The sequence below is a fragment of the Kitasatospora sp. NPDC058492 genome (genome assembly GCF_042720685.1).
Taxonomy (GTDB): domain Bacteria; phylum Actinomycetota; class Actinomycetes; order Streptomycetales; family Streptomycetaceae; genus Kitasatospora.
This window is the reverse complement of the sequence record NZ_JBHXMU010000096.1, coordinates 1-25,778: the sequence shown is the minus strand read 5'-3', so window position 1 is coordinate 25,778 and position 25,778 is coordinate 1. Positions and strand designations below refer to the sequence as shown.

General features: G+C 72.6%; 22 protein-coding genes. 9 read left to right on the top strand and 13 right to left on the bottom strand.

Going from position 1 to position 25,778, the window contains the following annotated elements; genetic code table 11:
* Positions 1-234: 234 nt before the first annotated feature.
* Both ACFWPI_RS37245 and tdh read right to left on the bottom strand, forming a co-directional pair.
* On the bottom strand, positions 235-1,428 hold the full coding sequence (locus ACFWPI_RS37245; RefSeq protein ID WP_063346236.1) for a glycine C-acetyltransferase: 1,194 nt from the start codon (positions 1,426-1,428) through the stop codon (positions 235-237).
* 32 nt (positions 1,429-1,460) lie between these two features.
* The gene (gene tdh / locus ACFWPI_RS37240) at positions 1,461-2,489 is read right to left on the bottom strand and encodes an L-threonine 3-dehydrogenase (RefSeq protein ID WP_380345217.1); all 1,029 of its coding nucleotides are present in this window, start codon (positions 2,487-2,489) and stop codon (positions 1,461-1,463) included.
* A gap of 468 nt (positions 2,490-2,957) precedes the next feature.
* Here tdh and ACFWPI_RS37235 point away from each other — a divergent pair, with 468 nt between their 5' ends.
* Complete coding sequence (locus ACFWPI_RS37235) at positions 2,958-4,382, top strand: serine hydrolase domain-containing protein (protein ID WP_380378971.1); 1,425 nt, start codon at positions 2,958-2,960, stop codon at positions 4,380-4,382.
* Between the two features lie 81 nt (positions 4,383-4,463).
* Here ACFWPI_RS37235 and ACFWPI_RS37230 read toward each other — a convergent pair whose 3' ends face one another.
* Complete coding sequence (locus ACFWPI_RS37230; RefSeq protein ID WP_380345213.1) at positions 4,464-5,525, bottom strand: ATP-dependent DNA ligase; 1,062 nt, start codon at positions 5,523-5,525, stop codon at positions 4,464-4,466.
* 126 nt (positions 5,526-5,651) lie between these two features.
* Here ACFWPI_RS37230 and ligD point away from each other — a divergent pair, with 126 nt between their 5' ends.
* Positions 5,652-6,659 carry a non-homologous end-joining DNA ligase gene (ligD, locus tag ACFWPI_RS37225; protein ID WP_380345211.1) on the top strand — a complete coding sequence of 336 codons (1,008 nt, stop codon included), beginning with the start codon at positions 5,652-5,654 and terminating at the stop codon, positions 6,657-6,659.
* A gap of 9 nt (positions 6,660-6,668) precedes the next feature.
* On the opposite strand, the gene ACFWPI_RS37220 is transcribed toward ligD, so the two are convergent.
* Both ACFWPI_RS37220 and ACFWPI_RS37215 read right to left on the bottom strand, forming a co-directional pair.
* A complete protein-coding gene (locus tag ACFWPI_RS37220) occupies positions 6,669-7,190 on the bottom strand; it encodes a hypothetical protein (protein ID WP_380345209.1) in 522 nt (173 codons plus the stop codon).
* A 112-nt stretch (positions 7,191-7,302) separates the two neighbouring features.
* Entirely contained in the window at positions 7,303-8,502 is a 1,200-nt protein-coding gene (locus ACFWPI_RS37215) for an 8-amino-7-oxononanoate synthase (protein WP_380378972.1), read from the bottom strand.
* Positions 8,503-8,673: 171 nt separating this feature from the next.
* On the opposite strand from ACFWPI_RS37215, the gene ACFWPI_RS37210 reads away from it, so the two are divergent.
* Positions 8,674-11,166: a DEAD/DEAH box helicase gene (locus ACFWPI_RS37210; protein WP_380345222.1), complete on the top strand. Its 2,493-nt coding sequence runs from the start codon at positions 8,674-8,676 to the stop codon at positions 11,164-11,166.
* 61 nt (positions 11,167-11,227) lie between these two features.
* On the opposite strand, the gene ACFWPI_RS37205 is transcribed toward ACFWPI_RS37210, so the two are convergent.
* Positions 11,228-12,079, bottom strand: coding sequence for a hypothetical protein (locus ACFWPI_RS37205; protein WP_380378974.1), 852 nt, complete (start codon positions 12,077-12,079; stop codon positions 11,228-11,230).
* Between the two features lie 306 nt (positions 12,080-12,385).
* Here ACFWPI_RS37205 and bioB point away from each other — a divergent pair, with 306 nt between their 5' ends.
* The 4 genes from bioB to ACFWPI_RS37185 all read left to right on the top strand — a co-directional run bounded on the left by bioB (position 12,386) and on the right by ACFWPI_RS37185 (position 16,189).
* Positions 12,386-13,606, top strand: coding sequence for a biotin synthase BioB (gene bioB, locus ACFWPI_RS37200; RefSeq protein WP_380378976.1), 1,221 nt, complete (start codon positions 12,386-12,388; stop codon positions 13,604-13,606).
* Between the two features lie 22 nt (positions 13,607-13,628).
* Positions 13,629-14,933 (top strand): adenosylmethionine--8-amino-7-oxononanoate transaminase, encoded by a 1,305-nt coding sequence (locus ACFWPI_RS37195; protein WP_380378978.1) that lies wholly within the window; start codon positions 13,629-13,631, stop codon positions 14,931-14,933.
* Positions 14,930-15,664: a dethiobiotin synthase gene (gene bioD, locus ACFWPI_RS37190; RefSeq protein ID WP_380378980.1), complete on the top strand. Its 735-nt coding sequence runs from the start codon at positions 14,930-14,932 to the stop codon at positions 15,662-15,664. Before ACFWPI_RS37195 ends, bioD begins: the two co-directional genes overlap by 4 nt.
* Before the next feature lie 90 nt (positions 15,665-15,754).
* The gene (locus ACFWPI_RS37185) at positions 15,755-16,189 is read left to right on the top strand and encodes a hypothetical protein (RefSeq protein WP_380378981.1); all 435 of its coding nucleotides are present in this window, start codon (positions 15,755-15,757) and stop codon (positions 16,187-16,189) included.
* A 220-nt stretch (positions 16,190-16,409) separates the two neighbouring features.
* Here ACFWPI_RS37185 and ACFWPI_RS37180 read toward each other — a convergent pair whose 3' ends face one another.
* Positions 16,410-16,637 carry a hypothetical protein gene (locus ACFWPI_RS37180; RefSeq protein ID WP_380378982.1) on the bottom strand — a complete coding sequence of 76 codons (228 nt, stop codon included), beginning with the start codon at positions 16,635-16,637 and terminating at the stop codon, positions 16,410-16,412.
* Positions 16,634-16,972, bottom strand: coding sequence for a hypothetical protein (locus ACFWPI_RS37175; protein ID WP_380378983.1), 339 nt, complete (start codon positions 16,970-16,972; stop codon positions 16,634-16,636). The genes ACFWPI_RS37180 and ACFWPI_RS37175 overlap by 4 nt, the downstream gene beginning before the upstream one ends.
* Before the next feature lie 107 nt (positions 16,973-17,079).
* Here ACFWPI_RS37175 and ACFWPI_RS37170 point away from each other — a divergent pair, with 107 nt between their 5' ends.
* Positions 17,080-18,120, top strand: coding sequence for a Scr1 family TA system antitoxin-like transcriptional regulator (locus tag ACFWPI_RS37170; RefSeq protein ID WP_380378984.1), 1,041 nt, complete (start codon positions 17,080-17,082; stop codon positions 18,118-18,120).
* Between the two features lie 197 nt (positions 18,121-18,317).
* Positions 18,318-19,754: an aminopeptidase P family protein gene (locus ACFWPI_RS37165; protein WP_380378986.1), complete on the top strand. Its 1,437-nt coding sequence runs from the start codon at positions 18,318-18,320 to the stop codon at positions 19,752-19,754.
* A 52-nt stretch (positions 19,755-19,806) separates the two neighbouring features.
* Here the strand turns inward: ACFWPI_RS37165 and ACFWPI_RS37160 are convergent, their stop codons facing one another.
* From ACFWPI_RS37160 to ACFWPI_RS37140, 5 genes are all read right to left on the bottom strand, one after another.
* Positions 19,807-21,219: a pyridoxal phosphate-dependent aminotransferase gene (locus ACFWPI_RS37160; RefSeq protein WP_380378988.1), complete on the bottom strand. Its 1,413-nt coding sequence runs from the start codon at positions 21,217-21,219 to the stop codon at positions 19,807-19,809.
* Between the two features lie 245 nt (positions 21,220-21,464).
* Complete coding sequence (locus tag ACFWPI_RS37155; RefSeq protein WP_380378990.1) at positions 21,465-22,256, bottom strand: class I SAM-dependent methyltransferase; 792 nt, start codon at positions 22,254-22,256, stop codon at positions 21,465-21,467.
* A gap of 100 nt (positions 22,257-22,356) precedes the next feature.
* Positions 22,357-23,346: a substrate-binding domain-containing protein gene (locus ACFWPI_RS37150; protein ID WP_380378992.1), complete on the bottom strand. Its 990-nt coding sequence runs from the start codon at positions 23,344-23,346 to the stop codon at positions 22,357-22,359.
* A gap of 94 nt (positions 23,347-23,440) precedes the next feature.
* The gene (locus ACFWPI_RS37145) at positions 23,441-24,964 is read right to left on the bottom strand and encodes an ATP-binding protein (protein ID WP_380378994.1); all 1,524 of its coding nucleotides are present in this window, start codon (positions 24,962-24,964) and stop codon (positions 23,441-23,443) included.
* A gap of 1 nt (position 24,965) precedes the next feature.
* Positions 24,966-25,643 carry a response regulator transcription factor gene (locus ACFWPI_RS37140; protein ID WP_380378996.1) on the bottom strand — a complete coding sequence of 226 codons (678 nt, stop codon included), beginning with the start codon at positions 25,641-25,643 and terminating at the stop codon, positions 24,966-24,968.
* Between the last annotated feature and the right edge of the window lie 135 nt (positions 25,644-25,778).

The following is a 25,778-nucleotide window of genomic DNA, read 5'->3' as shown; positions in this document are numbered from 1 at the left end:
TTTTTTTTTTTTTTTTTTTTTTTTTTTTTTTTTTTTTTTTTTTTTTTTTATTTTTTTTTGGGGGGGGGGGGGTGGGGTGGGGGGGGGGGGGGGGGGGGGGGGGGGGGGGGGGGGGGCGCCCCCGCCCCCCCCCCCCCCCACGACGATGGTGAGCCCGCGGGCCGGTCCGGTTCCGAGCGGACCGGCCCGCGGGCAGCTCATGGGGCTGCCGGCTTACTCGTCGCCGGACAGGGCCTACTCGCCCAGCGCGGCGCGCGCGTCGACGAAGGCGGCGACGGCGCGCTCGACGTCCTCGGTGGAGTGCGCGGCGGACAGCTGCACCCGGATCCGGGCCTGGCCGTGCGGGACCACCGGGAACGAGAAGCCGATCACGTACACGCCGCGCTCCAGCAGCAGTTCGGCGAGCCGGCCGGCCTTGGCCGCGTCGCCGATCATCACCGGGGCGATCGGGTGGTCGCCCGGCAGGATCTCGAAGCCGGCCTCGGTCATCCTGCTGCGGAACAGCGCCGTGTTGGCCGCCAGCCGCTCGCGCAGCTCGTTGGACTGCTCGACCAGGTCGAGCACCTTCAGCGAGGCCGCCGCGATCACCGGGGCGAGCGAGTTGGAGAACAGGTACGGGCGGGAGCGCTGGCGCAGCAGGGCGACGATCTCCCGGCGGGCGGCGACGTAGCCGCCGGAGGCGCCGCCGAGCGCCTTGCCGAGGGTGCCGGTGATGATGTCCACGCGGTCCATCACGCCGTGCAGTTCGGGGGTGCCGCGGCCGCCGGGGCCGACGAAGCCGACGGCGTGCGAGTCGTCGACCATGACCATGGCGTCGTAGCGGTCGGCCAGGTCGCAGATCTCGCGCAGCGGGGCGACGTAGCCGTCCATCGAGAACACGCCGTCGGTGACGATCAGGCGGCGGCGGGCGTCCTGGGTCTCCTTGAGCTGCTGCTCCAGGTCGGCCAGGTCGCGGTTGGCGTAGCGGTGGCGGCGGGCCTTGCTGAGCCGGATGCCGTCGATGATGCTCGCGTGGTTGAGCGCGTCGGAGATGACGGCGTCGCGGTCGTCGAGCAGGGTCTCGAAGACGCCGCCGTTGGCGTCGAAGCAGGAGGAGTACAGGATGGTGTCCTCCTGGCCCAGGAAGGCCGAGAGCCGGTCCTCCAGCGCCTTGTGGACGTCCTGGGTGCCGCAGATGAAGCGCACCGAGGCCATGCCGTAGCCCCAGCGGTCCAGCGCGTCCTTGGCGGCGGCGAGCACCTCGGGGTGGTCGGCCAGGCCGAGGTAGTTGTTGGCGCAGAAGTTCAGCACCTCACCGGGGCGGCCGCCGCCGGTGACGGTGACCGCGGCGCTCTGCGGGGTGCCGATGACCCGCTCGGGCTTGAAGAGCCCGGCCTCGCGGATCTCGTCGAGGGTGATGGCGATGTCGGCGCGCACGTTGTCGAACACTGCGGACTCCTAACGAGGACGAACGGGGGGGCTCAGGCGGTCCAGTCGAGGATGATCTTGCCGCAGCGGCCGCTGGCGGCCTCGTCGAAGGCGGCCGCGAAGTCGTCGGCGGCGTACCGGCCGGTGATCACCGGGGCGAGGTCCAGCCCGCCCTCCAGCAGCACGGACATCGCGTACCAGGTCTCGAACATCTCGCGGCCGTAGATGCCCTTGATGGTGATCATCGAGGTGACGACCGAGGCCCAGTCGATCGGGAACTGCTCGGCGGGCAGGCCGAGCACGGCGATCTTCCCGCCGTGGGTCATGTTGGCGATCATCGACTGCATCGCCTCGGGGCGGCCGGACATCTCCAGGCCGACGTCGAAGCCCTCGCGCAGGCCGAGCTTCTGCTGGCCCTCCTCGATGGTGTGCTCGGCGACGTTCAGCGCCAGCGTGACGCCGACCTCCCGGGCCAGGTCGAGGCGGTACGGGGAGACGTCGGTGATCATCACGTTGCGGGCGCCGGCGTGCTTGGCGACGGCGGCCGCCATGATGCCGATCGGGCCCGCGCCGGTGATCAGCACGTCCTCGCCGACCAGCGGGAAGGAGAGCGCGGTGTGGACGGCGTTGCCGAACGGGTCGAAGATCGCGGCCACGTCCAGGTCGACCGGCACCCGGTGCACCCAGACGTTGGAGGCGGGCAGGGCCACGTACTCGGCGAAGGCGCCGTCCCGGCCGACGCCGAGGCCGACCGTGTTGCGGCACAGGTGGCGGCGGCCGGCCTGGCAGTTGCGGCACTTGCCGCAGACCAGGTGGCCCTCGCCGCTGACCCGGTCGCCGACCGCGATGTCCGCGACGCCGGCGCCGATCTCGGCGACCTCGCCGACGAACTCGTGGCCGAGCACCAGCGGGGTCGTGATGGTCTGCTGGGCCCAGCCGTCCCAGTTGCGGATGTGCAGGTCGGTGCCGCAGATGCCGGTCCGCAGCACCTTGATCAGCACCTCGCCGGGGCCGATCTCCGGCTTCGGGACGTCCACCAGCCAGAGCCCGGGCTCGGCCTTCTGCTTGACGAGTGCCTTCACGGGCGACGGCTCCTGACGTGCGAGTGGGGCGGCCTTCGCGGGTGGGCAGGCCGAGTGGCCCCGGTGTGGCCGTTCCTGGCGGACGCGTTCCGGGCAGGCAGCAATCTGCCTGGTGAGAGCGGGTTCGGTCCATCGAGGAATTCTTAAGGGCGGCCACAGCTGGGCTAAACGATCGTGCCCGAGCTGGGCCCGGGGGCGGGTGCGGCATGCCGGTGCTCACCTGTTCGGCCGAGCGCGAGCCCGCTTCCGCGACACCAATCCCCCAGTGGGCAGCGGTCCTTGACAACACGGGAGGCGATGTGCGCCAGCCGGCTGGGGCAGTCGGCTGACCGCTGGGTCCGTTCGGGTCAGCCCCGAGGCGGCCGACGCGCGGGGCCGCACCGGCGGTGCTTACGGTGGCGGCGCTCCCCCGTCGGCCTCGTGGAGCAGCGCTCCGGGGCCGTCCGCCGCAGAGAGGCGCCTCGACCTATGACCACGATCCGACGGCCGCATCCGGCCGCGTCCCGTTCCACCCGCCGAGCGGCCTGCGCCGCCCTGGTGCTGACCGGCCTGCTCGCGACCGCGGCCTGCTCCGGCGGGTCGCCGCCGAACCGGTCGGCCGGCGGCACGGCCCTCACCGCCGAGCCGGCCGCGCTCAGCCCGTCCGCGTCGGGCTCCACCGCCGGCTCGGGCGCCGCGAGCGGCTCGGCCGGCGCGGTGGTGCCGCTGACCCCCGACGTCGCCAAACAGCTGGACGCCGCGATCAAGCAGGTGCTGAACCAGACCTCCACCCCCGGCGTGATCGTCGGGATCACCACCCCCGACGGCAGCTACCAACGGGCCTTCGGCCAGGCCGACAAGTCCGGCACCCCGATGTCGCCCGACCTGAACATGCGGATCGGCAGCGTGACCAAGACCTTCACGGCGACCGGCGTGCTGCGGCTGGTCGACCAGGGCAAGGTGGGCCTGGACGACCCGGTCTCCAAGTACGTGGACGGCGTGCCCGGCGGCGACAACATCACCATCCGCCAGCTCGCCGGGATGCGCAGCGGCCTGTTCCCGTACACCTCCGACCCGGACTTCGTGAACGCGCTGATCAGCGACCCGAACCGGGTGTTCACGCCCGACCAACTGCTCGCCTACGGGTACAAGCACCCGGCGAACTTCCCGCCGGGCAGCAAGTTCCAGTACAGCAACAGCAACTACATCCTGCTCGGCAAGGTCATCGAGAAGGCCGGCGGGGAGCCCGTGGACCAGTTCCTCAAGGACCAGGTGTTCAGCCAGGCCGGGCTGAACGGGACGGTCTTCCCGACCGACGCGACCTTCCCCGACCCGCACGCCCGCGGCTACACCGACCAGACTCCCAACGGCCAGACCACGGACGCCACCGACTGGAACCCGTCCTGGGCCTGGTCGGCCGGAGCGGTCATCTCCAACCTCACCGACCTGCAGAACTGGACGAAGTCCCTGGCCACCGGCTCCCTGCTGAAGCAGGACACCCAGTCCCAGCGGTTGAAGACCCAGCCGACCGGCGACCCCGGCGTCGGCTACGGCCTCGGGCTGTTCAACAACAACGGGTGGATCGGGCACAACGGCTCGCTGCCCGGTTACGAGACCGTGGCGGTGTACCTGCCGCAGTCCCAGGCCACCCTGGTGGTGCTGCTCAACACCGATGTGCCGTACCGGGGTTCGGAGCCGTCCTCGCTGTTCGCGAAGGCGATCACGCAGATCGTCTCGCCGAAGAACGTCTACTCGATCCCGCCCGTGAACACCGCCTCGCCGTCGGCCTCGTCCTCGGGGTCCGCGTCACCGTCGCCCTCGCTCTCGCCCTCGGGATCGGGGTCGGCCTCGTCCCCGGCCTCGCCCGGCGCCCCGGGGCCCGCCTCCGGCGCGCCGACCACGGTCAACGCCTGAGCACCAGACCGCCTGAACGTCTGGACGCCAGACCCGCCGGAGGCCCGGCCCGGATCACCGGGCCGGGCCTCCGACGTGCCGTCAACTGCCCAGTACGCGGGCCAGATCGTAGGAGACGGGCTCCTCCAGCTGCGCGTAGGTGCAGCTCTCCGGCGTGCGGTCCGGCCGCCAGCGGCGGAACTGCGCGGTGTGCCGGAAGCGGGTGCCCTCCATGTGGTCGTAGGCGACCTCGACCACCCGCTCGGGGCGCAGCGCGACCCAGGAGAGGTCCTTGCCGCCGGTCCACCGGCTGACCGCGCCCGGCAGCCGGCCCTCGGCGTGCGCCGCCTCGTCGGCCCAGCCGCCCCACGGGTGGCGGGAGAGGTCGGTCATCCGCAACGGGGCCAGTTCCTCGGCGAGTTCGCGGCGGCGGGCCATCGAGAACGCGGCGCAGACGCCGACGTGCTGGAGCCGGCCCTCGGCGTCGTTGATGCCCAGCAGCAGCGAGCCGACCACCGGGCCGCTCTTGTGCTCGCGGTAGCCGGCCACCACGCAGTCGGCGGTGCGCTCGTGCTTGATCTTGAACATGGTCCGCTCGCCCGGCCGGTACGGCTGGTCCAGCGGCTTGGCCACCACGCCGTCCAGCCCGGCGCCCTCGTACTCGGCGAACCAGGTCTGCGCCACGTCCCGGTCGGTGGAGGCGGGGGCAGTGAACACCGGGTCGCGGGCGGCGCCGAGCGCCGCCTCCAGGGCCGCGCGGCGCACCGACAGCGGCTCGTCCAGCAGCGGGGCGTCACCGAGCGCGAGCAGGTCGAAGGCGATGAAGGAGGCGGGCGTCCGCTCCGCGAGCAGCCGCACCCGGCTGGCCGCCGGGTGGATGCGCTCCAGCAGTTCCTCGAACCGCAGCCGGCCGTCCCGGGCGATCACCACCTCGCCGTCCAGCACGCAGCGCGGCGGCAGCTCCCGCCGCAGCGCGGCGACCAGCTCGGGGAAGTACCTGGTCAGCGGTTTGCCGGTGCGGCTGCCGAGCTCCACCTCGTCGCCGTCGCGGAACACGATCGTCCGGAAGCCGTCCCACTTGGCCTCGTACTGCATCCCCGGCGGGATCTTCGCCACCGACTTGGCGAGCATCGGCGCCACCGGCGGCATCACGGGCAGGTCCATGGCTCCGATCCTCGCGCGCACGGCCGGAAGGCGCGCGACGAAAGGGCGTACGGCGAAAGGGCGCGCGAGGATCGGGCGCACGACGAAAAGACGCGCGCGGGGCACGGCGCCCTTAGCGTGAGGGGCATGGGCTCAGCCGTGGAACTGGATGTCGCCGGGCGCAGCGTCCGGCTGTCGAACCCGGACAAGGTGTACTACCCCGAGCGTGGCTTCACCAAGCTGGACGTCGCGCAGTACTACCTGGCCGTCGCCGACGGGGTGCTGCGCGGACTGCGCGACCGGCCCACCACCCTGCAGCGCTTCCCGGACGGCGTGGACGGCGAGTTCTTCTACCAGAAACGCGCGCCCAAGGGCCTGCCGGACTGGCTGCCCACCGCCCGGATCAACTTCCCCAGCGGCCGCTCCGCCGACGAGATCTGCCCCACCGAGCCGGCCGCCGTGCTGTGGGCCGCCAACCTCGGCTGCCTCACCTTCCACCCCTGGCCGGTCCGCCGCTCCGACACCGAGCACGTCGACGAGCTGCGCATCGACCTCGACCCGCAGCCCGGCACCGACTTCCACGACGCCGTCCGCGCCGCCCACGAACTGCGCGCCCTGCTGGAGGAGTACGGGCTGCGCGGCTGGCCCAAGTCCTCCGGCGGGCGCGGCCTGCACGTGTACGTCCCGCTGGCGCCCGAGTGGACCTTCACCGACGGCCGGCACGCGGTGATCGCCCTCGGCCGGGTGCTGGAGCAGCGCATGCCCGGGCAGGTCACCACCGCCTGGTGGAAGGAGGAGCGCGGTGAGCGGATCTTCGTCGACTACAACCAGATGGCCCGCGACCGCACCATCGCCTCCGCCTACTCCCTGCGCGCCCGCCCGCGCGCCACCGCCTCGACCCCGCTGCGCTGGGAGGAGCTCGACGACGCCTCCCCCGAGGACTTCGACCTGCGCACCGTCCCCGCCCGCTTCGCCGAACTCGGCGACCTGAACGCCGGGATGGACGGTCGGGCGTACCGTCTGGACGGCCTGCTGGAGCTGTACGACAAGCAGCTGCGCGACGAGGGCCTCGGCGAGCTCCCGTACCCGCCCGACCACCCCAAGGCGGCCGGCGAGCCGACCAGGGTGCAGCCCAGCCGGGCCCGGAAAGCGTAGGGCGTGTCTTCACACCCCCGTCATGGCCAGCACGAACCAGAGGACGCCGCCCAGCACCACCAGGGTGAACAGCAGGACGCCCCCGACCGCGCCGGAGAGCAGCAGCCCCCGGCCGACCCGCCGCGCGCGCAGGCCGACGCCGGTCAGCAGCACGCCCGCCACCCCCGGTGCCAGGGCCAGCGCCAGCAGCATCACCGTCCGCGCGACCTCGGCGTCCGACACCAGGTGGCACTCGTCGCCCTCGCACACCGCCCAGACGTCCTCGCCGACCGGCGCGCCCGCCCATATCCGGGCGTGCTCGTGCGCCGGGCCCCCGCCGTCCGGGCGGAACGCGCCCCGGCAGTCCGAGGGGGGTGGGCCGTCCTCGTACGCCGGGATCAGACACCGCTCCGCCCGGAACGTCCCGGGCACCCCCACCAGGCCCGCCGCCTGCCCGAACTGCCGCACCGGCCCGCCCACCAGCCATCCGGCCAGCCACACCAGCAGCACCCCGGCCGCCACCGGCCCCCACCGCCGCACCGCCACCCCCATCGGCTCACCCCCGCTGGGGTGACGTCACCGACGGCCGGACGGTTGCACGGGCGGCCAAGCGGGCGGCAGGGCGGCCTGGTGGGCATCCGCCGCGCACCCCTCCCGGCAGGCGTCAGCCGACCCGGGCGCCCTCCGGCGCCAGCTCGGCGATGATCCGGACCGCCTCCGCGAGCTGCCCGTCCGTCAGGTCCCCGCGCGCGGTCAGCCGCAGCCGGGACACCCCGTCCGGCACGGACGGCGGGCGGAAGCAGCCGACGGCGAGCCCGGCCCGCCGGCAGTCGGCGGCCCAGGCGACGGCGGCCTCCGCGCCCGGGGCGCGCACCGACACCACGGCCGCGTCCGGCTCGCAGGCCCGGAGCCCGGCGGCGGTCAGCCGGGCCGCGAGGCCGCGGGCCACCTCGCGGGTGCGGTCCGCGCGGTGCGGCTCGGCGCGCAGCAGGCGCAGCGCGGCGAGGGCGGCGGCGACGGCGGCCGGGGCGAGGCCGGTGTCGAAGATGAAGGTGCGGGCGGTCTCGGTGAGGTGGCGGATCACCCGGCGCGGCCCGAGCACGGCGCCGCCCTGCGAGCCGAGCGACTTGGAGAGCGTGACGGTGGCGACGGTGTCCGGCTGCCCGGCGAGCCCGGCCGCCGCGAGCGCCCCGGCGCCGCCGGGGCCGAGGACGCCCAGCCCGTGCGCGTCGTCGACCAGCAGCGCTGCGCCGTGCGCCCGGGCGGCGGCGGACAGCCCGGCCAGCGGGGCGGCGTCGCCGTCCACCGAGAACACCGAGTCGCTGACCACCAGCGCCCGCCGCTGCGTCCGGCGCTCCAACGCCTCCCGGACGGCCTGCGGGTCGCTGTGCGGGGCCCGGTGGACGTCGGCGCGGGCGAGCCGGCAGCCGTCGATCAGCGAGGCGTGGTTGTAGGCGTCCGACACGATCAGCGTGTCCGGGTCGGTGAGCGCGGTCAGCGCGGCCAGGTTGGCGGTGTACCCGGAGGAGAAGACGAGCGCCGCCTCGACCCCGCAGAACGCGGCGAGCTCCTCCTCCAGTTCGGTGTGCAGCGCGGTCGTCCCGGTCACCAGCCGCGACCCGGTCGATCCTCCGCCCCAGCGCAGCGCCGCCTCGGCCGCCGCCTGCGTCACCGCCGGGTGCCTGGTCAGCCCCAGGTAGTCGTTCCCGGCCAGGTCGAGCACCGGGTCCTGTGCCGTGCGGCTGCGCAGCCGGCGGGTCAGCCCGGCCTCGGCCCGCAGCTCGGCGGCCTCGTCGAGCCAGTCGAAGACGGCCGCCGGGGCGAGGTCGGTGGTGTGCGTTCCGGACGCGAGCGGTTGGACCATGCCCGGCACTCTGGCACGGCCCCGCCGCCGCGATCAATGTGCGGCCGCGCACAGCTTCGCGGCCGCCGGTGCAGCGATCCGGACAGTCCTGGGGCGGGTGCCGGCGGAGGGCGGGCTTTGCCGGGGGTGGCGGCGAGCAGGCAAGATAGCCGGGTGACCCTCCTTGATCTGATGCCGAAGCCCGCCACGCCCGATGCGCTGTACGAGACCTTCGCCGCGTGGGCGGAGGAGCGCGGGATCACGCTGTACCCGGCGCAGGAGGAGGCGCTGATCGAGCTGGTGTCGGGGAACAACGTGATCCTGGCGACGCCGACCGGGTCGGGCAAGAGCCTGGTGGCGGCGGGCGCGCACTTCGCGGCGCTGGCGGAGGGGAAGCGGACGTTCTACACGGCGCCGATCAAGGCGCTGGTGTCGGAGAAGTTCTTCGACCTGGTCAAGATGTTCGGCACCGAGCAGGTCGGCATGATGACCGGCGACGCGAGCGTGAACCCGACCGCGCCGATCATCTGCTGCACGGCCGAGGTGCTGGCGCAGATCGCGCTGCGCGACGGGCTCCGGGCGGACGTCGGCCAGGTGGTCATGGACGAGTTCCACTTCTACGCGGAGCCGGACCGCGGCTGGGCCTGGCAGATCCCGCTGCTGGAGCTGCCGCAGGCGCAGTTCCTGCTGATGTCGGCGACGCTCGGCGACGTACGCCGCTTCGAGGAGGACCTGACCCGCCGGACGGGCCGCCCGACGACGGTGGTGCGCAACACGACCCGCCCGGTGCCGCTGTTCTACGAGTACCGCCGCACCACGATGCACGACACCCTGGAGGAGCTGCTGCAGACCGGCCAGGCGCCGGTCTACGTGGTGCACTTCACGCAGAAGGAGGCGGTGGACCGGGCGCAGTCGCTGATGAGCATCAACATGTGCTCGAAGGCGGAGAAGGACGCCATCGCCGACCTGATCGGCGGTTTCCGCTTCACCACCAAGTTCGGTCGCAACCTGTCGCGTTTCGTGCGCCACGGCATCGGCGTGCACCACGCGGGCATGCTGCCGAAGTACCGCCGGCTGGTCGAACGCCTCGCCCAGGCGGGCCTGTTGAAGGTGATCTGCGGGACGGACACGCTCGGTGTCGGCGTCAACGTGCCGATCCGCACGGTGCTGTTCACCGCCCTGTCGAAGTACGACGGGCAGCGGGTGCGGATCCTGCGCGCCCGGGAGTTCCACCAGATCGCCGGGCGCGCGGGCCGGGCCGGGTTCGACACCGTCGGACAGGTGGTGGCGCAGGCGCCCGAGCACGTGATCGAGAACGACAAGGCGATCGCCAAGGCCGGGGACGACCCGAAGAAGAAGCGCAAGGTGGTGCGCAAGAAGGCGCCGGAGGGCTTCGTCGGCTGGACCGAGGAGACCTTCGACAAGCTGATCGGCGCCGACCCGGAGCCGCTGGTCTCCCGGTTCAAGGTGAGCCACGCGATGCTGCTGTCGGTGATCGGCCGCCCCGGCAACGCCTTCGAGGCGATGCGCAAGCTGCTCACCGACAACCACGAGGACCGCGCGGCGCAGCGCCGGCACATCCGCACCGCGATCGCGATCTACCGCTCCCTGCTGCAGGGCGGCGTGGTCGAGCGGCTGCCGGAGCCGGACGCCGAGGGCCGGATCGTGCGCCTGACGCTCGACCTCCAGGAGAACTTCGCGCTCAACCAGCCGCTCTCCACCTTCGCCCTGGCCTCCTTCGAGCTCCTCGACCCGACCTCGCCCTCGTACGCGATGGACGTGATCTCGGTGGTCGAGGCGACCCTCGACGACCCGCGCCAGATCCTCGCCGCGCAGCAGAACAAGGCGCGCGGCGAGGCCATCGGCGAGATGAAGCGCGACGGGATCGAGTACGAGGAGCGGATGGAGCGGCTCCAGGAGATCACCTACCCGAAGCCGCTGGAGGAGCTGCTCACCCACGCGTACGAGGTGTACCGCCGGGCGCACCCGTGGATCGGCGACCACGAGCTGCGGCCGAAGTCGGTGGTCCGCGACCTGTACGAGCGGGCGATGACCTTCTCGGACTACGTCGGCTTCTACGAGCTGGCGCGCACCGAGGGCATCGTGCTGCGCTACCTGGCGGGCGCGTTCAAGGCGCTGGAGCAGACCGTCCCCGAGGACGTGAAGACCGACGACCTGAAGGACGTCATCGCCTGGCTCGGCGAACTGGTCCGCCAGGTCGACTCCAGCCTGCTGGACGAGTGGGAGCAGCTGGCCAACCCCACGGACCCGCAGGCCCCCGAGGTGACGCTGGACGACAAGCCGGCGCCGGTGACGGCGAACGCGCGGGCGTTCCGGGTGCTGGTGCGCAACGAGCTGTTCCGCCGGGTCGAGCTGTGCGCGCTGGAGCACTATGCGGAGCTCGCCGAGCTGGACGGCTCGTACGGCTGGGACGCGGACCGCTGGGCGGACGCCATGGACGGGTACTGGGAGGAGTACGACGACCTCGGCACCGGCCCGAACGCGCGCGGCCCCAAGATGCTGATCATCGAGGAGGAGGACTCCGCCTGGAAGGTCCGGCAGATCTTCGACGACCCGGAGGGCGACCACGACTGGGGCATCAGCGCCGAGGTCGACCTGTACGGCTCGGACGAGGAGGGCCGGGCGGTGCTGCGGGTCACCGCGGTGGACCGGCTGGGCGGCTGACGGATCGTCAACCCCCGCTTGCGGAGTCGCCGGCCCCCCGGAGCGGGGGGCCGGCGCGGCGTCACATCCAGACGAACGGCGCGCCCGCCGCGCAGGAGAGCGCGCGGGTCGCCTCCTCCAGGGTCTGCTCGGTGGTGAGCGCCGGGCCCGACTGCGTCGAGGCCGGGGTGGACTGGGTGCCGGGGCCGGGCGTGCGGGCGTCGCTGAGCCGGGAGCTCACCACCGTCACGTAGTGCCCGACCGCCTCGACCCGCGGCTCGGCCGACTTGGGCCCGCCGGAGGACGGCGCGGGGGCGGCGTTGGTGTCCGGAAGGATGAAGGCGAGCGCGCCGGGCTTGCCGCGCAGGGTGTCGGCGGCCCGGGTGGCGGCGGCCTGGTCGCCGAAGCGCAGGACGGTGACACTGCTGAGCACCGGGCGGTCCTGGCCGGTGAAGCTGACGGTCAGGTAGGCCTGGCAGCCGGTGTCCTTGAGCAGTTCCTGGGTGCGGTCCTGCAGCACCTCGGTGCAGTTGCCGCCCTGCCGGATGGCGCCACGCCGGGCCTTGTACCCGGCGGCCTCGACCGGCCGCTGGGCGGGGAAGAGGCTGTCGGCATTGAGGCCCTCGGGGTCGGTGCGCGGCGGCGGGGTCCCCACCACCGGCGGCGTCCTGGCCGCGTCCTTGCTGGACGGGCCGAGCCCGGGTATGTAGTCGCCGGGCATCGGGCGGGTGATGATCCATCCGCCGGCGGCCACCACTCCCACCACGACGACCCAGCCCACGGCCCGGCGGGCCGTCAACCGCCTGCCCCTGCCACCGCCCCGACTGCCGATCAGGTCCGTGCCCGCGCCGGCGGGGGCCCCGCCGGTCCGCCGCACTGCCTGGCCGTCCTGGCCCTCTCCCGGAGTCGGGGTGCGCTCCCCCTGCGTGGTCATGGCGCAGATTCTAAGCAACCGTCGGGTGGCGTGGATCACGGGGTGGGGGGTTGCCGGTCACCGCCGCGTGCCGGCGCCCGCGACCGTCCGGCGCGCGCACCGGCGACCGCCCCGCGCCGGTCTCCCCGGCCCTTCGCCGCGACCGCGCCCTACCGGCCGGTAACCTCCGATTCGCACCGGCGTCAAGCTCGTGACCAGCGACGACACCGTGAGCTTCGACACTGTGGCAAGTGGCACATCCTTCCGCCGATCTTCTGGCGGGTTCCCTCTGGCGCCATTCGAGCGCCACCAGGCAGGATCGGCCCCATGGATCTGCTCGATACCCTCACCGCCAAGGGCCTGCGCGGCGAAGTCCCGACCCGCGAGGAGGCCCTGGCCGTCCTCGCCACCACCGACGACGAGCTGCTGGACGTCGTCGCCGCGGCCGGCAAGGTCCGCCGGAGGTGGTTCGGCCGGCGCGTGAAGCTCAACTACCTGGTGAACCTCAAGAGCGGGCTCTGCCCGGAGGACTGCAACTACTGCTCGCAGCGGCTGGGCTCCAAGGCCGAGATCCTCAAGTACACCTGGCTCAAGCCCGACCAGGCCGCCGAGGCGGCCCGCGCCGGGGTGGCCGGCGGCGCCAAGCGCGTGTGCCTGGTCGCCAGCGGCCGCGGCCCCACGGACCGCGACATCGACCGGGTCACCGACACCATGGCCGCCATCAAGGACGCCGACCCCGAGGTCGAGATCTGCGTCTGCCTCGGCCTGCTCTCCGACAACCAGGCGGAGCGGCTGAAGGCGGCCGGCGCCGACGCCTACAACCACAACCTCAACACCTCCGAGAAGACCTACGGCGACATCACCACCACCCACACCTACGCGGACCGGGTGGACACCGTGCAGAAGGCGCACGGCGCGGGCCTGTCCGCCTGCTCCGGCCTGATCGCCGGCATGGGCGAGAGCGACGAGGACCTGGTCGACGTGGTGTTCGCGCTGCGCGAGCTCGGCTCGGACTCCGTCCCGGTCAACTTCCTGATCCCGTTCGAGGGCACCCCGCTCGCCAAGGAATGGAACCTCAGCCCGCAGCGCTGCCTGCGCATCCTGGCGATGGTCCGCTTCGTCAACCCGGACACCGAGGTGCGGATCGCCGGCGGCCGCGAGGTGCACCTGCGCTCGATGCAGCCGCTCGGGCTACACGTCGCCAACTCGATCTTCCTCGGCGACTACCTGACCAGCGAGGGCCAGGCCGGGCAGACCGACCTCGACATGATCAAGGACGCCGGCTTCGAGGTCGAGGGCGCCGGCGAGGCCACCCTGCCCCGCCACCGCGCGGACGTCGCGGCGGCCTCCTCCTGCGGCACCGCGGCCTCGGCCTGCGGCAGCGGCGGCGGCTGCGGCCCGTGCGGCGGGCACGCGCACGCGCCGGCCGACGCCCCCGTCGCGGTCGACGCCGCCGACGCCTCGGACGCCTCGGACGGGGAGCTGCGCAGCGACCTCGTCAAGGTCCGGCTTCGCGGCGCCGGCACCGAACTCGCGCCCAATGCCTGATAGTTCTGGAGACTGACGCATCATGCCCCAGCTGTCCGCGGACACGCTGCTCACCCTCGACCGCGCCCACGTCTGGCACCCGTACGGGCCGATGCCCGGCACCGCCACCCCGTACGTGGTCGAATCCGCCTCGGGAGTCCGGCTGCGCCTCGCCGAGCCCGTCGCGGGCGGGCAGCGCGAGCTCGTCGACGGGATGTCGTCCTGGTGGGCGGCCATCCACGGCTACCGGCACCCGGTGCTGGACGAGGCCGTGCGCGAGCAGCTGGGGCGGATGAGCCACGTCATGTTCGGCGGGCTCACCCACGAGCCCGCCGTCCGGCTGGCGGCGACGCTGGTCGAGATCACGCCCGAGCCGCTGCAGCACGTCTTCCTCGCCGACTCGGGCTCGGTGGCCGTCGAGGTCGCGCTGAAGATGTGCCTCCAGTACTGGCAGTCCACCGGCCGCCCGGCCAAGCGCCGGCTGCTGACCTGGCGCGGCGGGTACCACGGCGACACCTTCCACCCGATGTCCGTCTGCGATCCGGACGGCGGCATGCACCACCTGTGGGGCGGGGTGCTGCCCGGGCAGCTGTTCGCCCCGCAGCCGCCGGCCGGGTTCGACGCCCCGCTCGACGCCGGGTACGCGGCCGAGTTCGAGGAGCTGATGGCCCGGCACGCCGACGAGCTGGCCGCCGTCATCGTCGAACCGGTGGTGCAGGGCGCCGGCGGGATGCAGTTCCACTCCCCCGCCTACCTGCGGATGCTGCGCGAACTCTGCGACCGGTACGGGGTGCTGCTCGTCTTCGACGAGATCGCCACCGGATTCGGCCGCAGCGGCGCACTGTTCGCCGCCGACCACGCGGGCGTCTCGCCGGACGTGATGTGCCTGGGCAAGGCACTCACCGGCGGCTACCTGACCCTCGCCGCCGCGCTGTGCACCCGCGAGATCGCCGACGGCATCAGCCGCGGCGAGATGCCGGTGCTCGCGCACGGGCCGACCTTCATGGGCAACCCGCTGGCCTGCGCGGCCGCCAACGCCTCGCTGGAGCTGCTGCTGAGCCAGGACTGGGCGGTCGGGGTCAAGCGCATCGAGGCCGGACTGGCCGACGGGCTCGCGGCCGCCGCCGACCTCCCGGGCGTCCGGGACGTCCGGGTCCAGGGCGCCATCGGCGTCGTCCAGTTGGACCACCCGGTGAACGTCCCGGCGGCCACCGAGGCGGCCGCCCGGGCCGGCGTCTGGCTGCGCCCCTTCCGGGACCTGATCTACACCATGCCCCCCTACGTGACGGAGGACGAGGACGTGGCACGCATCGCCGACGCCGTGACCGCTGCGGCGGTGGCCGGATGAGCGCGCGGATCCTGTTCATGACGGGCACCAACACCGAGGTCGGCAAGACCGTCGCCACGGCAGCGGTCGCCTCGGCCGCGCTGCAGGCCGGCCTGCGGGTCGCGGTGCTCAAGCCCGGGCAGACCGGGATCGCCCCCGGCGAACCCGGCGACGCCGATGAAGTCCGGCGCCTGGCCGGTGACCTGACGATCCGTGAGCTCGTCCGCTACCCGGAGCCGCTGGCGCCCGACACCGCCGCCCGGCGGGCCGGGATGCCCTTCCTCTCCCCCGCCGAGGTGGCCGACGCCGTCGCCGAACTGGCCGCCGGGCACGACCTGGTGCTGGTCGAGGGCGCGGGCGGGCTGCTCGTCCGCTACGACGACGAGGGCCGCACCCTGGCCGACCAGGCGCGGGCCGTCCTGGACGCCGGGCTGCCGGCCGAGGTCCTGCTCGTCGCCTCCGCCGGACTGGGCACGCTGAACATCGTCGCACTCTCGGCGGAGGCCCTGGCCGCCCGCCGGCTGCCGCTGGCGGGCGTGCTCGTCGGCTCCTGGCCCACCGCCCCCGGGCTCGCCGAACGGTGCAACCTCGCCGACCTGCCGCGCTCGGCCGGCGCCCCGCTGCTCGGCGCCCTGCCGGAACGCGCCGCAGCCGCCGAGGACTTCGCCGCCCTCGCCCTCGCCTCGCTCTCCCCCCAGCTGGGCGGCACCTGGAACGCGGAGCACTTCGCGCACTCCCACCGGCCCGAATAGGCCCGGCTTCGCTCGAAGGTGTGATTCCGGCGCCCGAACCCTGGGTTCGGACGCTACGGGCTCAATACCGTTCCTCCTATGACAGACGGGATGACGGTAGACGAGTCTCTTCGGGCCCTGGCCGCCCTGGAGGCTGCGTGGAAGGACGACGACGAGGCGCTGTCCGCCCTCGCCGCGGGCGGTGCGGACGAGCGGTCGCTCCCGGCGCTGGTCGCCGCGTACGGCGAGCACGCGATGGACACCCTGATGGCCCTGGCCTTCGGCCTGCGGTCCACCATGAGCGACGAGGAGCTCGCCGAACTCTCCGACGCGGTGAGCTCCAACATCGGCGCCCGGATGAGCGCCCTGCTCACCCAGACACTGAAGACCTGGGGCACCCTCGCACCCCGGGACGACCTGGCGGTGACCAAGGCCATCGCCCACGCGGTGATCGACTCCATGCGCGCCGTGACCGAGGACCCGAGCCAGACCGAAGTCCTCCCCCTGCTGGCCACCTTCCGCACCTACACCCTGAACGGCGCCTGACACCGCAGCTTCGGCGCGGGCTTCGAGACCCCTCGAAGCCCGCGCCGTCATGTCTGCACCCTCATCCACCCCGCGGCGAGCGCGAATCCACCCGTCGAGGAGGCGATGAAGACGAGAACGCACACCAATGCACTCGCCTCAGTGGGAACACACTCAGGAATCGCGAGAAAAACCACACCCGCGAGCGCGAAACTCCCGATGGCGATGGCACCGGAGGCGATTACGGTCGCATTCCCCTGCGGAGGACGGCGACCAGCCGCTCGATGACGTCCGGCCGGGCGGCCCCGAGGTCGATCAGGATGACTCCGGTGGCTTTGGCCGAGCGCCAGTCGATGCCGAGGGAGGGCAGTTTGACCTCGGCGGCGTGCAGGACGGCCTGGAGGTCGTCGAGAACGTCGGCCGCGGTGCGACGGTCCTCGGCCGTGATCTTGTCGATCATGCCGCTCATGGGGCATCGCACTCTTCGCTGTTCGTGATCCAACGCGCTTCGGTGTCCCACTCCACGCCACCTCCGACGGGCCGGAGGAAGGCCAGCCCGTGCTGCCACCCCATGAAGACGGCCCAGCGCCCGGAGCGGACGTCGTAGACCCGCTCGCCGACAACGGTCGGCCGGTAGGGCTCGGACGGCGGCGCCACCCGTCGCACGGGCGGCGCCGCCGGGGCGATGGCGCCACTGCCCATCCGCGCCTCGGGAACGGAATCGCCGCACTGCGGGCACCGACAGGGCGGAAAGTTCCGCCGCAGGACGATGCTTTCGCCAGATTGAACGTTCGTCATATCCACCGAATAACTCCTCTCTGTTGCTAACTCCTCACCAAGAGTGGCCAATCGCGGCTAGCATCGGAAGAGCTTCACTTTGACAGCGGGCACTGTGGAAATGGGTGGTTACCATGCCTCAGCGGGAAGTAGACCCGACCTCATCTCCGAACGCAGCCATCGGCGTTCAGCTCCGGCGCTTCCGCAAGGCGAGAGGGCTCACTCAGATCGAGCTCGGGCGGCGGACCAACTACAGCGATTCGCTCATCTCCATGATCGAGAACGGAGACCGTCCCGCGCCGCTGAACCTCGTCCGGCGATGCGACAAGGAACTCGACACCTGCGAGGCGCTTGAGCTCCTGTACTGGAGCGCGAAGAACAGCACTCTGATCGGTGGATTCGTCTCCTACACCGAGCACGAAGCCAAGGCCACCGCCTTCAAGATCTTCGAGCTGAACGTCATCCCGGGACTGCTCCAGACGCGGGGCTACGCATCGGCGCTCATCAACGCCGCAGCCCAACGAGGTGAGATCCCCGAGGACAAAGCCATCGAACGCCTGAATGTCCGCATGGCGCGGCAGGCCTTGCTGTACCGCGAACCGTCTCCCTCCATCCACATCGTCCTGGACGAGAGCTGCCTGCGAACCGTTGGCGGCCCCTTCGTCATGGCCGAGCAGCTTCGCCGACTTGAGAGCGTGGCCGGCCTTCCGCACGTCATGCTGCAGATCGCGCCGTCCACTCTTGGCGAAGCCCTCCCGGCGACCATGCCGTTCACCCTGCTGACCAGCACGGACAAGAAGTGGATGGCCTACCTCGAAACCATCCAACGGGGCTACGTCGAGCGCGAGGACGAGGACAAGATCCGCTCCCTCGTAGAGACTTACCATTGGCTCCAGGCCCAAGCCCTCTCATGCGAAAACTCGTTGGCCCTCATCCGCACCCGTCTCAAGGAGTTCCACGCCATGTTCCCCATCGCGACGGTCAAGCCCACCTCCTGGCTGAAGTCCTCGTACAGCAACGGCGGCGGCCAATGCATCGAGGTCGCACCCGGGCTCCCCGGCATCCTCCCCGTCCGCGACAGCAAGGACCCCGAGGGCCCTCGCCTCGCCTTCGGCGCCGACGCCTGGCGATCCTTCATCACCGGCGTCAAGTCCGGCGACTTCGGCACCGTCTGAGATCCAGGCCGCCGGGGTGGCGTCGTCGTTGCGCAGGTGGAAAGCCTGGCCGCCAGGACAGTCGGCCGGTTCCGCGAGGTCTTGGCCCCTTCTCTTCGAACCCTGCTCGATATACCGTACATAACGCTTGTTACGTACCGGGCAGGTCAGCGTAGCGAAGCGCCTCGCATCCACCACCCTCACCTGGAGAGTCTGCTGTGACCGAACCCGCCGAGACCATCAAGTACCGCAAGAACGGCCTCACCCGCGGCGTCACGGACGAGCTCGCCGAGAACATGAAGCAGGGCTGGGCCGACACCGAGCGCCTCGCCCTGGAGCCGATCCCGCAGGCCGCGCACACCGCCCGCCGCCGCGCCGAGCTGTCCGCGGCCTTCCCCGGCGAGCGCCTGGTGGTCCCGTCCGGCAACCCGAAGGTGCGGGCCAACGACACCGACTACCCGTTCCGCCCGTCCTCCGACTACGTCTACCTGACCGGCGACCAGTCCCAGGACGCCGTGCTGGTCCTGGAGCCGACCGGCGACACCGGCCACCGGGCCGTGCTCTACCTGCGCGACCGCTCCCGGACCGACAACGGCGAGTTCTGGCTGGACAACCACGGCGAGCTGTGGGACGGCCGCCGCAACAGCCTGACCGAGAGCGAGCAGCTGCTCGGCCTGCCCTGCCGGGACGTCCGCACCGTCCGCGCGGACCTGGGCACCGCCACCGGCCCGGTGCGCGTGCTGCGCCGCCACGACGCGGGCGTGGAGCAGTCCCTCCAGGGACGGGCCGTCGCCGAGCGGGACGCGGAGTTCGAGGTCTTCCTGTCCGGCCAGCGCCTGGTCAAGGACGAGTTCGAGATCGCCGAGCTGCGCTTCGCCTGCGAGGCCACCGCCCGCGGCTTCGAGGACGTGGTGCGGATCCTCGGCACCGACACCGAGACCCCCGAGCGGCTGATCGAGGGCACCTTCTTCGTCCGCGCCCGGATCGAGGGCAACGACATCGGCTACGGCAGCATCGCCGCGGCCGGCCCGCACGCCACCACCCTGCACTGGGTGCGCAACAACGGCCACGCCAAGCCCGGCGACCTCCTGCTGCTCGACGCCGGCGTGGAGACCAACCGCCTGTACACCGCCGACGTCACCCGCACCCTCCCGGTCAGCGGCCGCTTCACCGACCTGCAACGCAAGGTCTACGACGCGGTGTTCGCGGCGCAGGAGGCCGGCATCGCCGCGGTGAAGCCCGGCGCCGACTTCCGCGACTTCCACCACGCCGCCCAGCGCGAGCTCGCCGAACACCTCACCTCCTGGGGCCTGTTCGGCGACCTCACCGCCGACAAGGTGTACGAGCTGGGCCTGCACCGCCGCTTCACCCTGGCCGGCACCGGCCACATGCTCGGCATCGACGTCCACGACTGCGCCCACTCGCGCACCGAGGAGCACGTCGACGGCCCGCTGAAGCCGGGCATGGTGCTCACCGTCGAGCCGGGCATCTACTTCCAGCAGAACGACCTGACCGTGCCCGAGGAGTACCACGGCATCGGCGTCCGGATCGAGGACGACATCCTGGTCACCGAGGACGGCAACGAGAACCTCTCGGCCGGCCTCCCCCGCACCTCCGCCGAGGTCGAGGCCTGGCTCGCCGAACTGCGCGGCTGAGCCGCGACACCGCCGTGCGGCACCGGGATCCCCGGGTGCCGCACGGTACCGGCTACTTCAGCTTCCCCAGCGCCGTCCCCACCCGCTGGACGGCGGCGACGACGTCCTCGGGCTGGCGGGCGGTGAAGCAGAGGCGGAAGAAGCCGGGTGCCGGGTTGTGCATGGTGCCGCCGGGCAGCAGGGTGACCTCGGTGGGCTCGGCCATGAGGTACCTGAACAGCCGCTCCTCCTTCGGGTCGAGTCCGCTCGACCGGGCGAGCGGCAGCCCGGCCACCTCCTCGCGGCCGGTACCGGGGCGCTTGCCCAGGTACTTGGAGAGGTCGAGCCAGAAGAACTGGGCGGCGTTGTCGCCGGGCCGGTGCACGTAGTCGATCCTGGCGGCGTCCAGGGCGGCCTTGACCTTGTCGAAACTCGTCTTGAGCAGCGTGCGGTACTCCCGCATCGCGTAGGTGGTGTAGAGCTCGCCGCCCGGGCCGTTGGCGGAGGCGCTCAGCAGGTCCTGGATGACGTAGGTCTTCAGCGAGTCGAAGGGGCTGAACCAGGGCAGCGGGTGGGTGGGCTCGGCCGGGTCGTTGTTGCCGAGCATGGTGTTGCGCACGGCGGGGTTCCGGGAGATCACGAAGCCGGTGCGGAAGCCGGACAGGCCGAAGTCCTTGGCGAAGCCCCAGACCACGTGGATCCGGTCGGGCTGCTCCCGGTACGCTTTCAGGGCCAGCGCGCTGGTGAACTTCGTTGTGCTGCTGTCGAGTTGGGAGTGACAGTAGATCTCGTCCGAGATGATGTGCAGGTCGGTGTCCGTGAGCGCCCACCCGTAGATCTCGTCCAGCAGGGCCCGCGAGTAGTTCACGCCCAGCGGGTTGTGCGGGTTGGTGAGGACGAGCAGGCGCGGCGTGCGGCCGGCCGCCTTCCGGTCCTCGTAGGCCTTCTGGATCAGGGGCAGGGTGAGCCGGTACCGCTCCTCCCCCGTGGTCGGCAGGTTCACCGGGACGCACTTGAGCCTGGGCCGTTCCTGGAAGGACCAGTTGAAGCCCTGCCAGTACGGCGCGGGGATCAGCACCTCGTCGCCGTCCTTGAGCGGCGGGCCGACCGGGTCGCGGCCCTTGAGCGCGAAGGCGATGCACTCCAGCGCGGAGGAGACCCCGGCCACGCCGAACACGTCGCCCTCGTCGACCTCGGCGCCGAGCGCCAGGGTGAGCAGCTTGGCGACCGGCCGGCGCACCGCCAAGGTCCCGGCCGAGTCGATGTACTGGATGTACCGCTCGGGGATCAGCTGGATGTTGTCGAAGACCTTCTTCTTCATCGAGTGGTGGTAGAGCAGGACGTTCTCGGCGACGGACAGGTTGACCGCCTTGGGGGACGCCACGTGCTGGTGGAAGTAGGCGAGGGCCTGTTCCAGGTCGGGCATCCGGGTGAGCAGTTCGGCGGCCGTCTCGGGGGAGGCGAGGGTGCGGGTGTCGTCGGTCATGGCAGTCCTTGTCCGGGCTTCGCGGGGTGGGCTGGGCGGCGTGCCGGAACATGGTCGTTCGCACACGCATCGGCCCCAGCGGACCACGCTCCGGGCACGGCCGCCAGCGCTCGGCGCCCGTCCGGACGGGGCGGGATCAGGCGGTCAGCGGCTTGACCCAGCGGCTCCACTGCGGCTCGGGGCGGTAGCCGGCGGCCTCCCAGGTGCGGTGGCCGAGGGCGTCCGCAGCCTGGACGGACGGGCCGTCAGCCCAGTCGCCACACCGTGGTGGTCTTGACGGCGGTGTCCTCCAGGTCGGCGACGACCGGCACCTGGTAGGCGGCGAGCGCGGTGAACCGCTCCCGGGGCAGGTAGGCCCGGCCGGGGTCGCCGACGATGACGGTGGCGCCGCGCGCGGCGGCCCGTTCCAGGAAGGGCAGGAAACGGGCGGCCATGGCCCGTTCGTAGAAGACGTCACCGGCGAGCACCACGTCGGCCGGGGCGCCGTCGCCGTCCACCAGGTCCACCAGGGCGGCCTCCACGCGCACGCCGTTGGCCTCGGCGTTGAGGCCGATGGCGGCCACCGCGTAGGCGTCGATCTCGGCGGCGCGCACGGACGCGGCGCCGCTCAGCGCGGCCGCGACGCCGACCACCCCGCCCCCGGCGGCCACGTCGAGCACCGCCCGCCCGGCCACCAGCTCGGGGTGGTCCAGCACGTGGCGGGCGACGGCCACCCCGCCCGCCCAGGCGAACGCCCAGAACGGCGGCGGCAGTCCGACCTCCCCCCGCGCCCGCTCGGTGGTCTCCCACAGGGTGATCGCGTCCTCGGCCATGTGCAGGCCGACCTCGGGGACGAACGGGACGGGCTTCAGCTCGGTCTCGCGCCGGATGAAGGCGAGGTCGGCCTCCGACGGGCGGCTCCCCAGTTGATCGGCCTCCGGTTGATCGGCCTCCGGCTGGTCGGTCTCCGCTTGATCGGTCTCCGACGGGTGGGTCTCCGACGGATGGGTCTCCGGCTGGTCGGTCTCCGGCTTGAGAGTGCGCAGCTCACTCGGCATCTCCGCAGCATAGGGCCCGCGCGGGGGTGCTCACGCCCGCCCGGCCCCCGCCCGGCCGCCGTCCGGACGCGCCGGGCGAGCGAGCCGGCGCCCGCCGCAGCTACTGGAGGCCGGCCGCGGAGCAGGCGGCGACGTAGTCCGGCGTGCAGATCTGGGCGACGGTGAAGAGGCCGTCGGCGACCACGGTGGCCTTGACGTTGTCCTTGGTGAGCGCGACCGGGGCGATCAGGCCGGTCGGCACCTTGTCGCTGCTGCCGCTGGTCACCGTGGTCGGCACGAGGGCGCCGCCGATTTCCTGGCCGTAGGCCAGGTCGACGGCCAGCTGCGCGGCCGTGTCGGCCTCCGACTTGAGGGGCTTGTAGACCGACATGGCCTGGGCGCCCGCCAGGATCCTTTGCACGCCGTCGAGTTGGAAGTCCTGGCCGGTCAGCGGGACACTCAGACCGGACGCCTCGGAATCGGACGCGTTGGCGTCGACCGCACTGGGTGCGGCAGCGTTGGGGTCGGCCGCGCTGGGTACGGCAGCGTTGGGGTCGGCCGCGCTGGGATCGGCCGCGTTGGGGTCGGTGGGCGAGCCGTTGGTCGTGATCGCCTCGCCGACGTCCGCCGTGCCGCCTACCACCGCCGCCGCGGCCTGGCCCCGCAGTTCGCCGACCTTGCGGTTGTCGAAGGACACGTAGGCGTCGACCGGGCCCTGGGCGAGGCGGTCGTAGGCGACCACCCTGACGCCCGCGTCGTGCGCCTTCTGGATCGACGCCTGGATCGACTCGGCGTCCACCGCGTCCAGGATCAGCACCTTGGCGCCCTTCTTCACGGCGGCGTCGATCTGGGTCTGCTGGACGGCGGCGTCCTGGCCGGCGTTGTAGTAGTCGATCTGCGCGTCCGGCGCCAGCTCCTTGATCTTCTTCTCGATCAGCGGCCGGTCGAACTGCTCGTAGCGAGTCGTCCTGGCCTCCGGCAGCAGCAGGGCTATCCGCCCGGCGCCGGAGCCGCCGCTGGACGACTGCGTCGCGCTGTCGCAGGACGCCGCGCCCAGGCCGAGGGAAATCGCTGCGGTCACCGCGAGGACGCGGCGCAGCCCGATGCTCATGAGGATGCCTTTCCGATTGGTTGGGTCCACCCCTCTTTCGTTCGAGTCTGGGAACCTTCGGCCGCGACCACGATCCCGGTGCGCCGAATGGGTCTCAGGCCTCCGTCAGCGGGTGTCCGTCAAAAGGCGTCCGCGAGGCGGAGGCTGGCGCGACGGCAGGCCCCGGGGCGGGGGCCGACGGGATGGCGGCCAGCGGGAGGGTCGCCGTGAGCCGGGCCCCGGACGGCGTCGGGGTGACGGCCAGCGTGCCGCCGTGGTGGCGGGCGATGTCGCGGGCGATCGGCAGGCCCAGGCCGCTGCCGCCCTCGTCGCGGCTGCGGGCGTCGTCGAGGCGGGTGAAGCGTTCGAAGACGCGCTCACGGTCGGCGGGCGGGATGCCCGGGCCGTCGTCCTCGACGTCCAGGACGGCCACGCCTCGGGCGCGGTCGGCGGCGAGCCGGACGTGGACGGCGCCCGCCGCGTGCCGGTCGGCGTTGTCGAGCAGGTTGGTGAGCAGCCGGCCGAGCCAGAGCGGGATGCCTTCGACGGCCACCGCGGGGGCCAGGTCGGTGGTGCGCCGGTGCGGGCCGGCCGGGCGGCCGAGCACGGTGGCGGCGACCAGCGCGGTGAGGTCGATCCGCTGCCGGGGCCGGTCCTCGGCGCCGCCGCCCGCGTCGAGCCGGGCGAGCAGCAGCAGGTCGGTGGCGAGGCTCTGCAGCCGGTCGGTGTCCTGGAGCGCGCCGTGCACCAGTTCGGCCCGGACGGCCGGGTCGGGGTGGGTGTCGGCGACCTCCAGCTGGGTGCGCAGCACCGCGAGCGGGCTGCGCAGTTCGTGCGAGGCGTCGGCGATGAACTGCCGCTGGCGCCGTCCGGAGGCCTCCAGCCGGTCGAGCATCGCGTTCATGGTGGCGGCCAGGCGGGCGATCTCGTCGGCGGTTCCGGGCTCGGGGACGCGCCGGTGCAGGTCCCGCCCGGTGATCGCGTCGACCTCGGCGCGGATGGCCTCCACCGGCCGCAGCGCGTGCCCGGTCACCCGCCAGGTGACGACCACGCCGATGAGCAGCAGCAGCGGGCAGGCGACGGCGAGCGCGGCCTGGGTGGTGTCGAGGGCCTCGTCGGCGGCGCGCAGCGAGGCGCCCGCGTAGACGGTGACCGGCCCGCCCGGGGTGTCGGCGGTGACGGCGGTGAGCCGCTGGCGGTGGTGGTCGTACAGCGGGTCGATGTCGTCGGTGGTGCGCGAGCCGGTGCGGTGGGCGGCGGTGAGGGCGGTCCGGCCGGCCAGGTTGGGGCTGGCGGCGAGGACGGTGCCGTGGGCGTCGACGGCCTGGAGGAAGTCGGTGCCGTGGCCGGCGTGCAGGACGGGCGTCAGCCGCCCCTGGACGGCGAGTTGGGCGACGGACTCGGCCTGCTGCCGGGTGGCGGAGGCGGCGGAGGCGACCAGGTCGGCGTGCAGGGCGGTCAGCAGTCCGGCGCCGGCCAGGGCCAGGGCCGCGGCGAGCACCGTACCGGCGGCGGCGGTGGCCCGGGCGCGCACGGACCGGGGGACGAAGCGGCGCAGCGGGCGCGGGAGCCCGGGGCGGCGCGGCGGGGTGGGGAGGCGGCGCAGCACTGCGAGGAGCCGGGGCGGGCGCGGGCGCATCTCAGCCGCCGTCGGGGGCGAGCCGGTAGCCGGCGCCGCGCATGGTCTGGAGGGCGGCGCGGCCGAACGGGGCGTCGATCTTGCGCCGCAGGGCGTGGATGTGGACCTCGACGATGCTCGGGTCGGCGTCGTGGTGGGCGTCCCAGACGTGGTCGAGGATCTCCCGCTTGGAGACCACCGTCCCGGCGCGCGCGGCCAGGTACTCCAGGATCGCGAACTCACGGGCGGTCAGCTGGGTGGGGTGGCCGGCCCGGACGCAGGTGCGGGCGTTGGCGTCGAGGACCAGGTCGCCGAGGGTGTGCAGGCGCGGGCGCCGCTGGTCGACCCGGCGGTGCAGGGCGCGCAGCCGGGCGAGCAGCACGACGAAGGAGAACGGCTTGGACAGGTAGTCGTCGGCGCCGGTGTCCAGGGCCTCCGCCTCGTCCCATTCGCCGTCCTTGGCGGTGAGCATCAGGATCCCGGCCCGGCAGCCGCTCGCGCGCAGCCGGGCGCAGACCCGGTAGCCGTTGAGGCCGGGCAGCATGATGTCGAGGACGATCACGTCGTAGGGGTGGCGGTCGGCGAGGGCGAGGCCTTCGGGCCCGTTGTGGGCGGTGTCGACGGTGTGACCGTCGGCCTCCAGGCCGCGGCGCAGCGCGGTGGCCATCCGGCGTTCGTCCTCGACGACGAGTATGTGCATCCGTTCAGGGTGCCAGGTGGTTCCGCGCGGTCCGTCGGCGGCTTAATACTGCAACCGCATCTGGGCGTGACTGTGGGTGTAGGTGTTCGTTGTCTTGACTGTGTGCCTATGGGTTGACGGTTGAGCAGGTTGAGT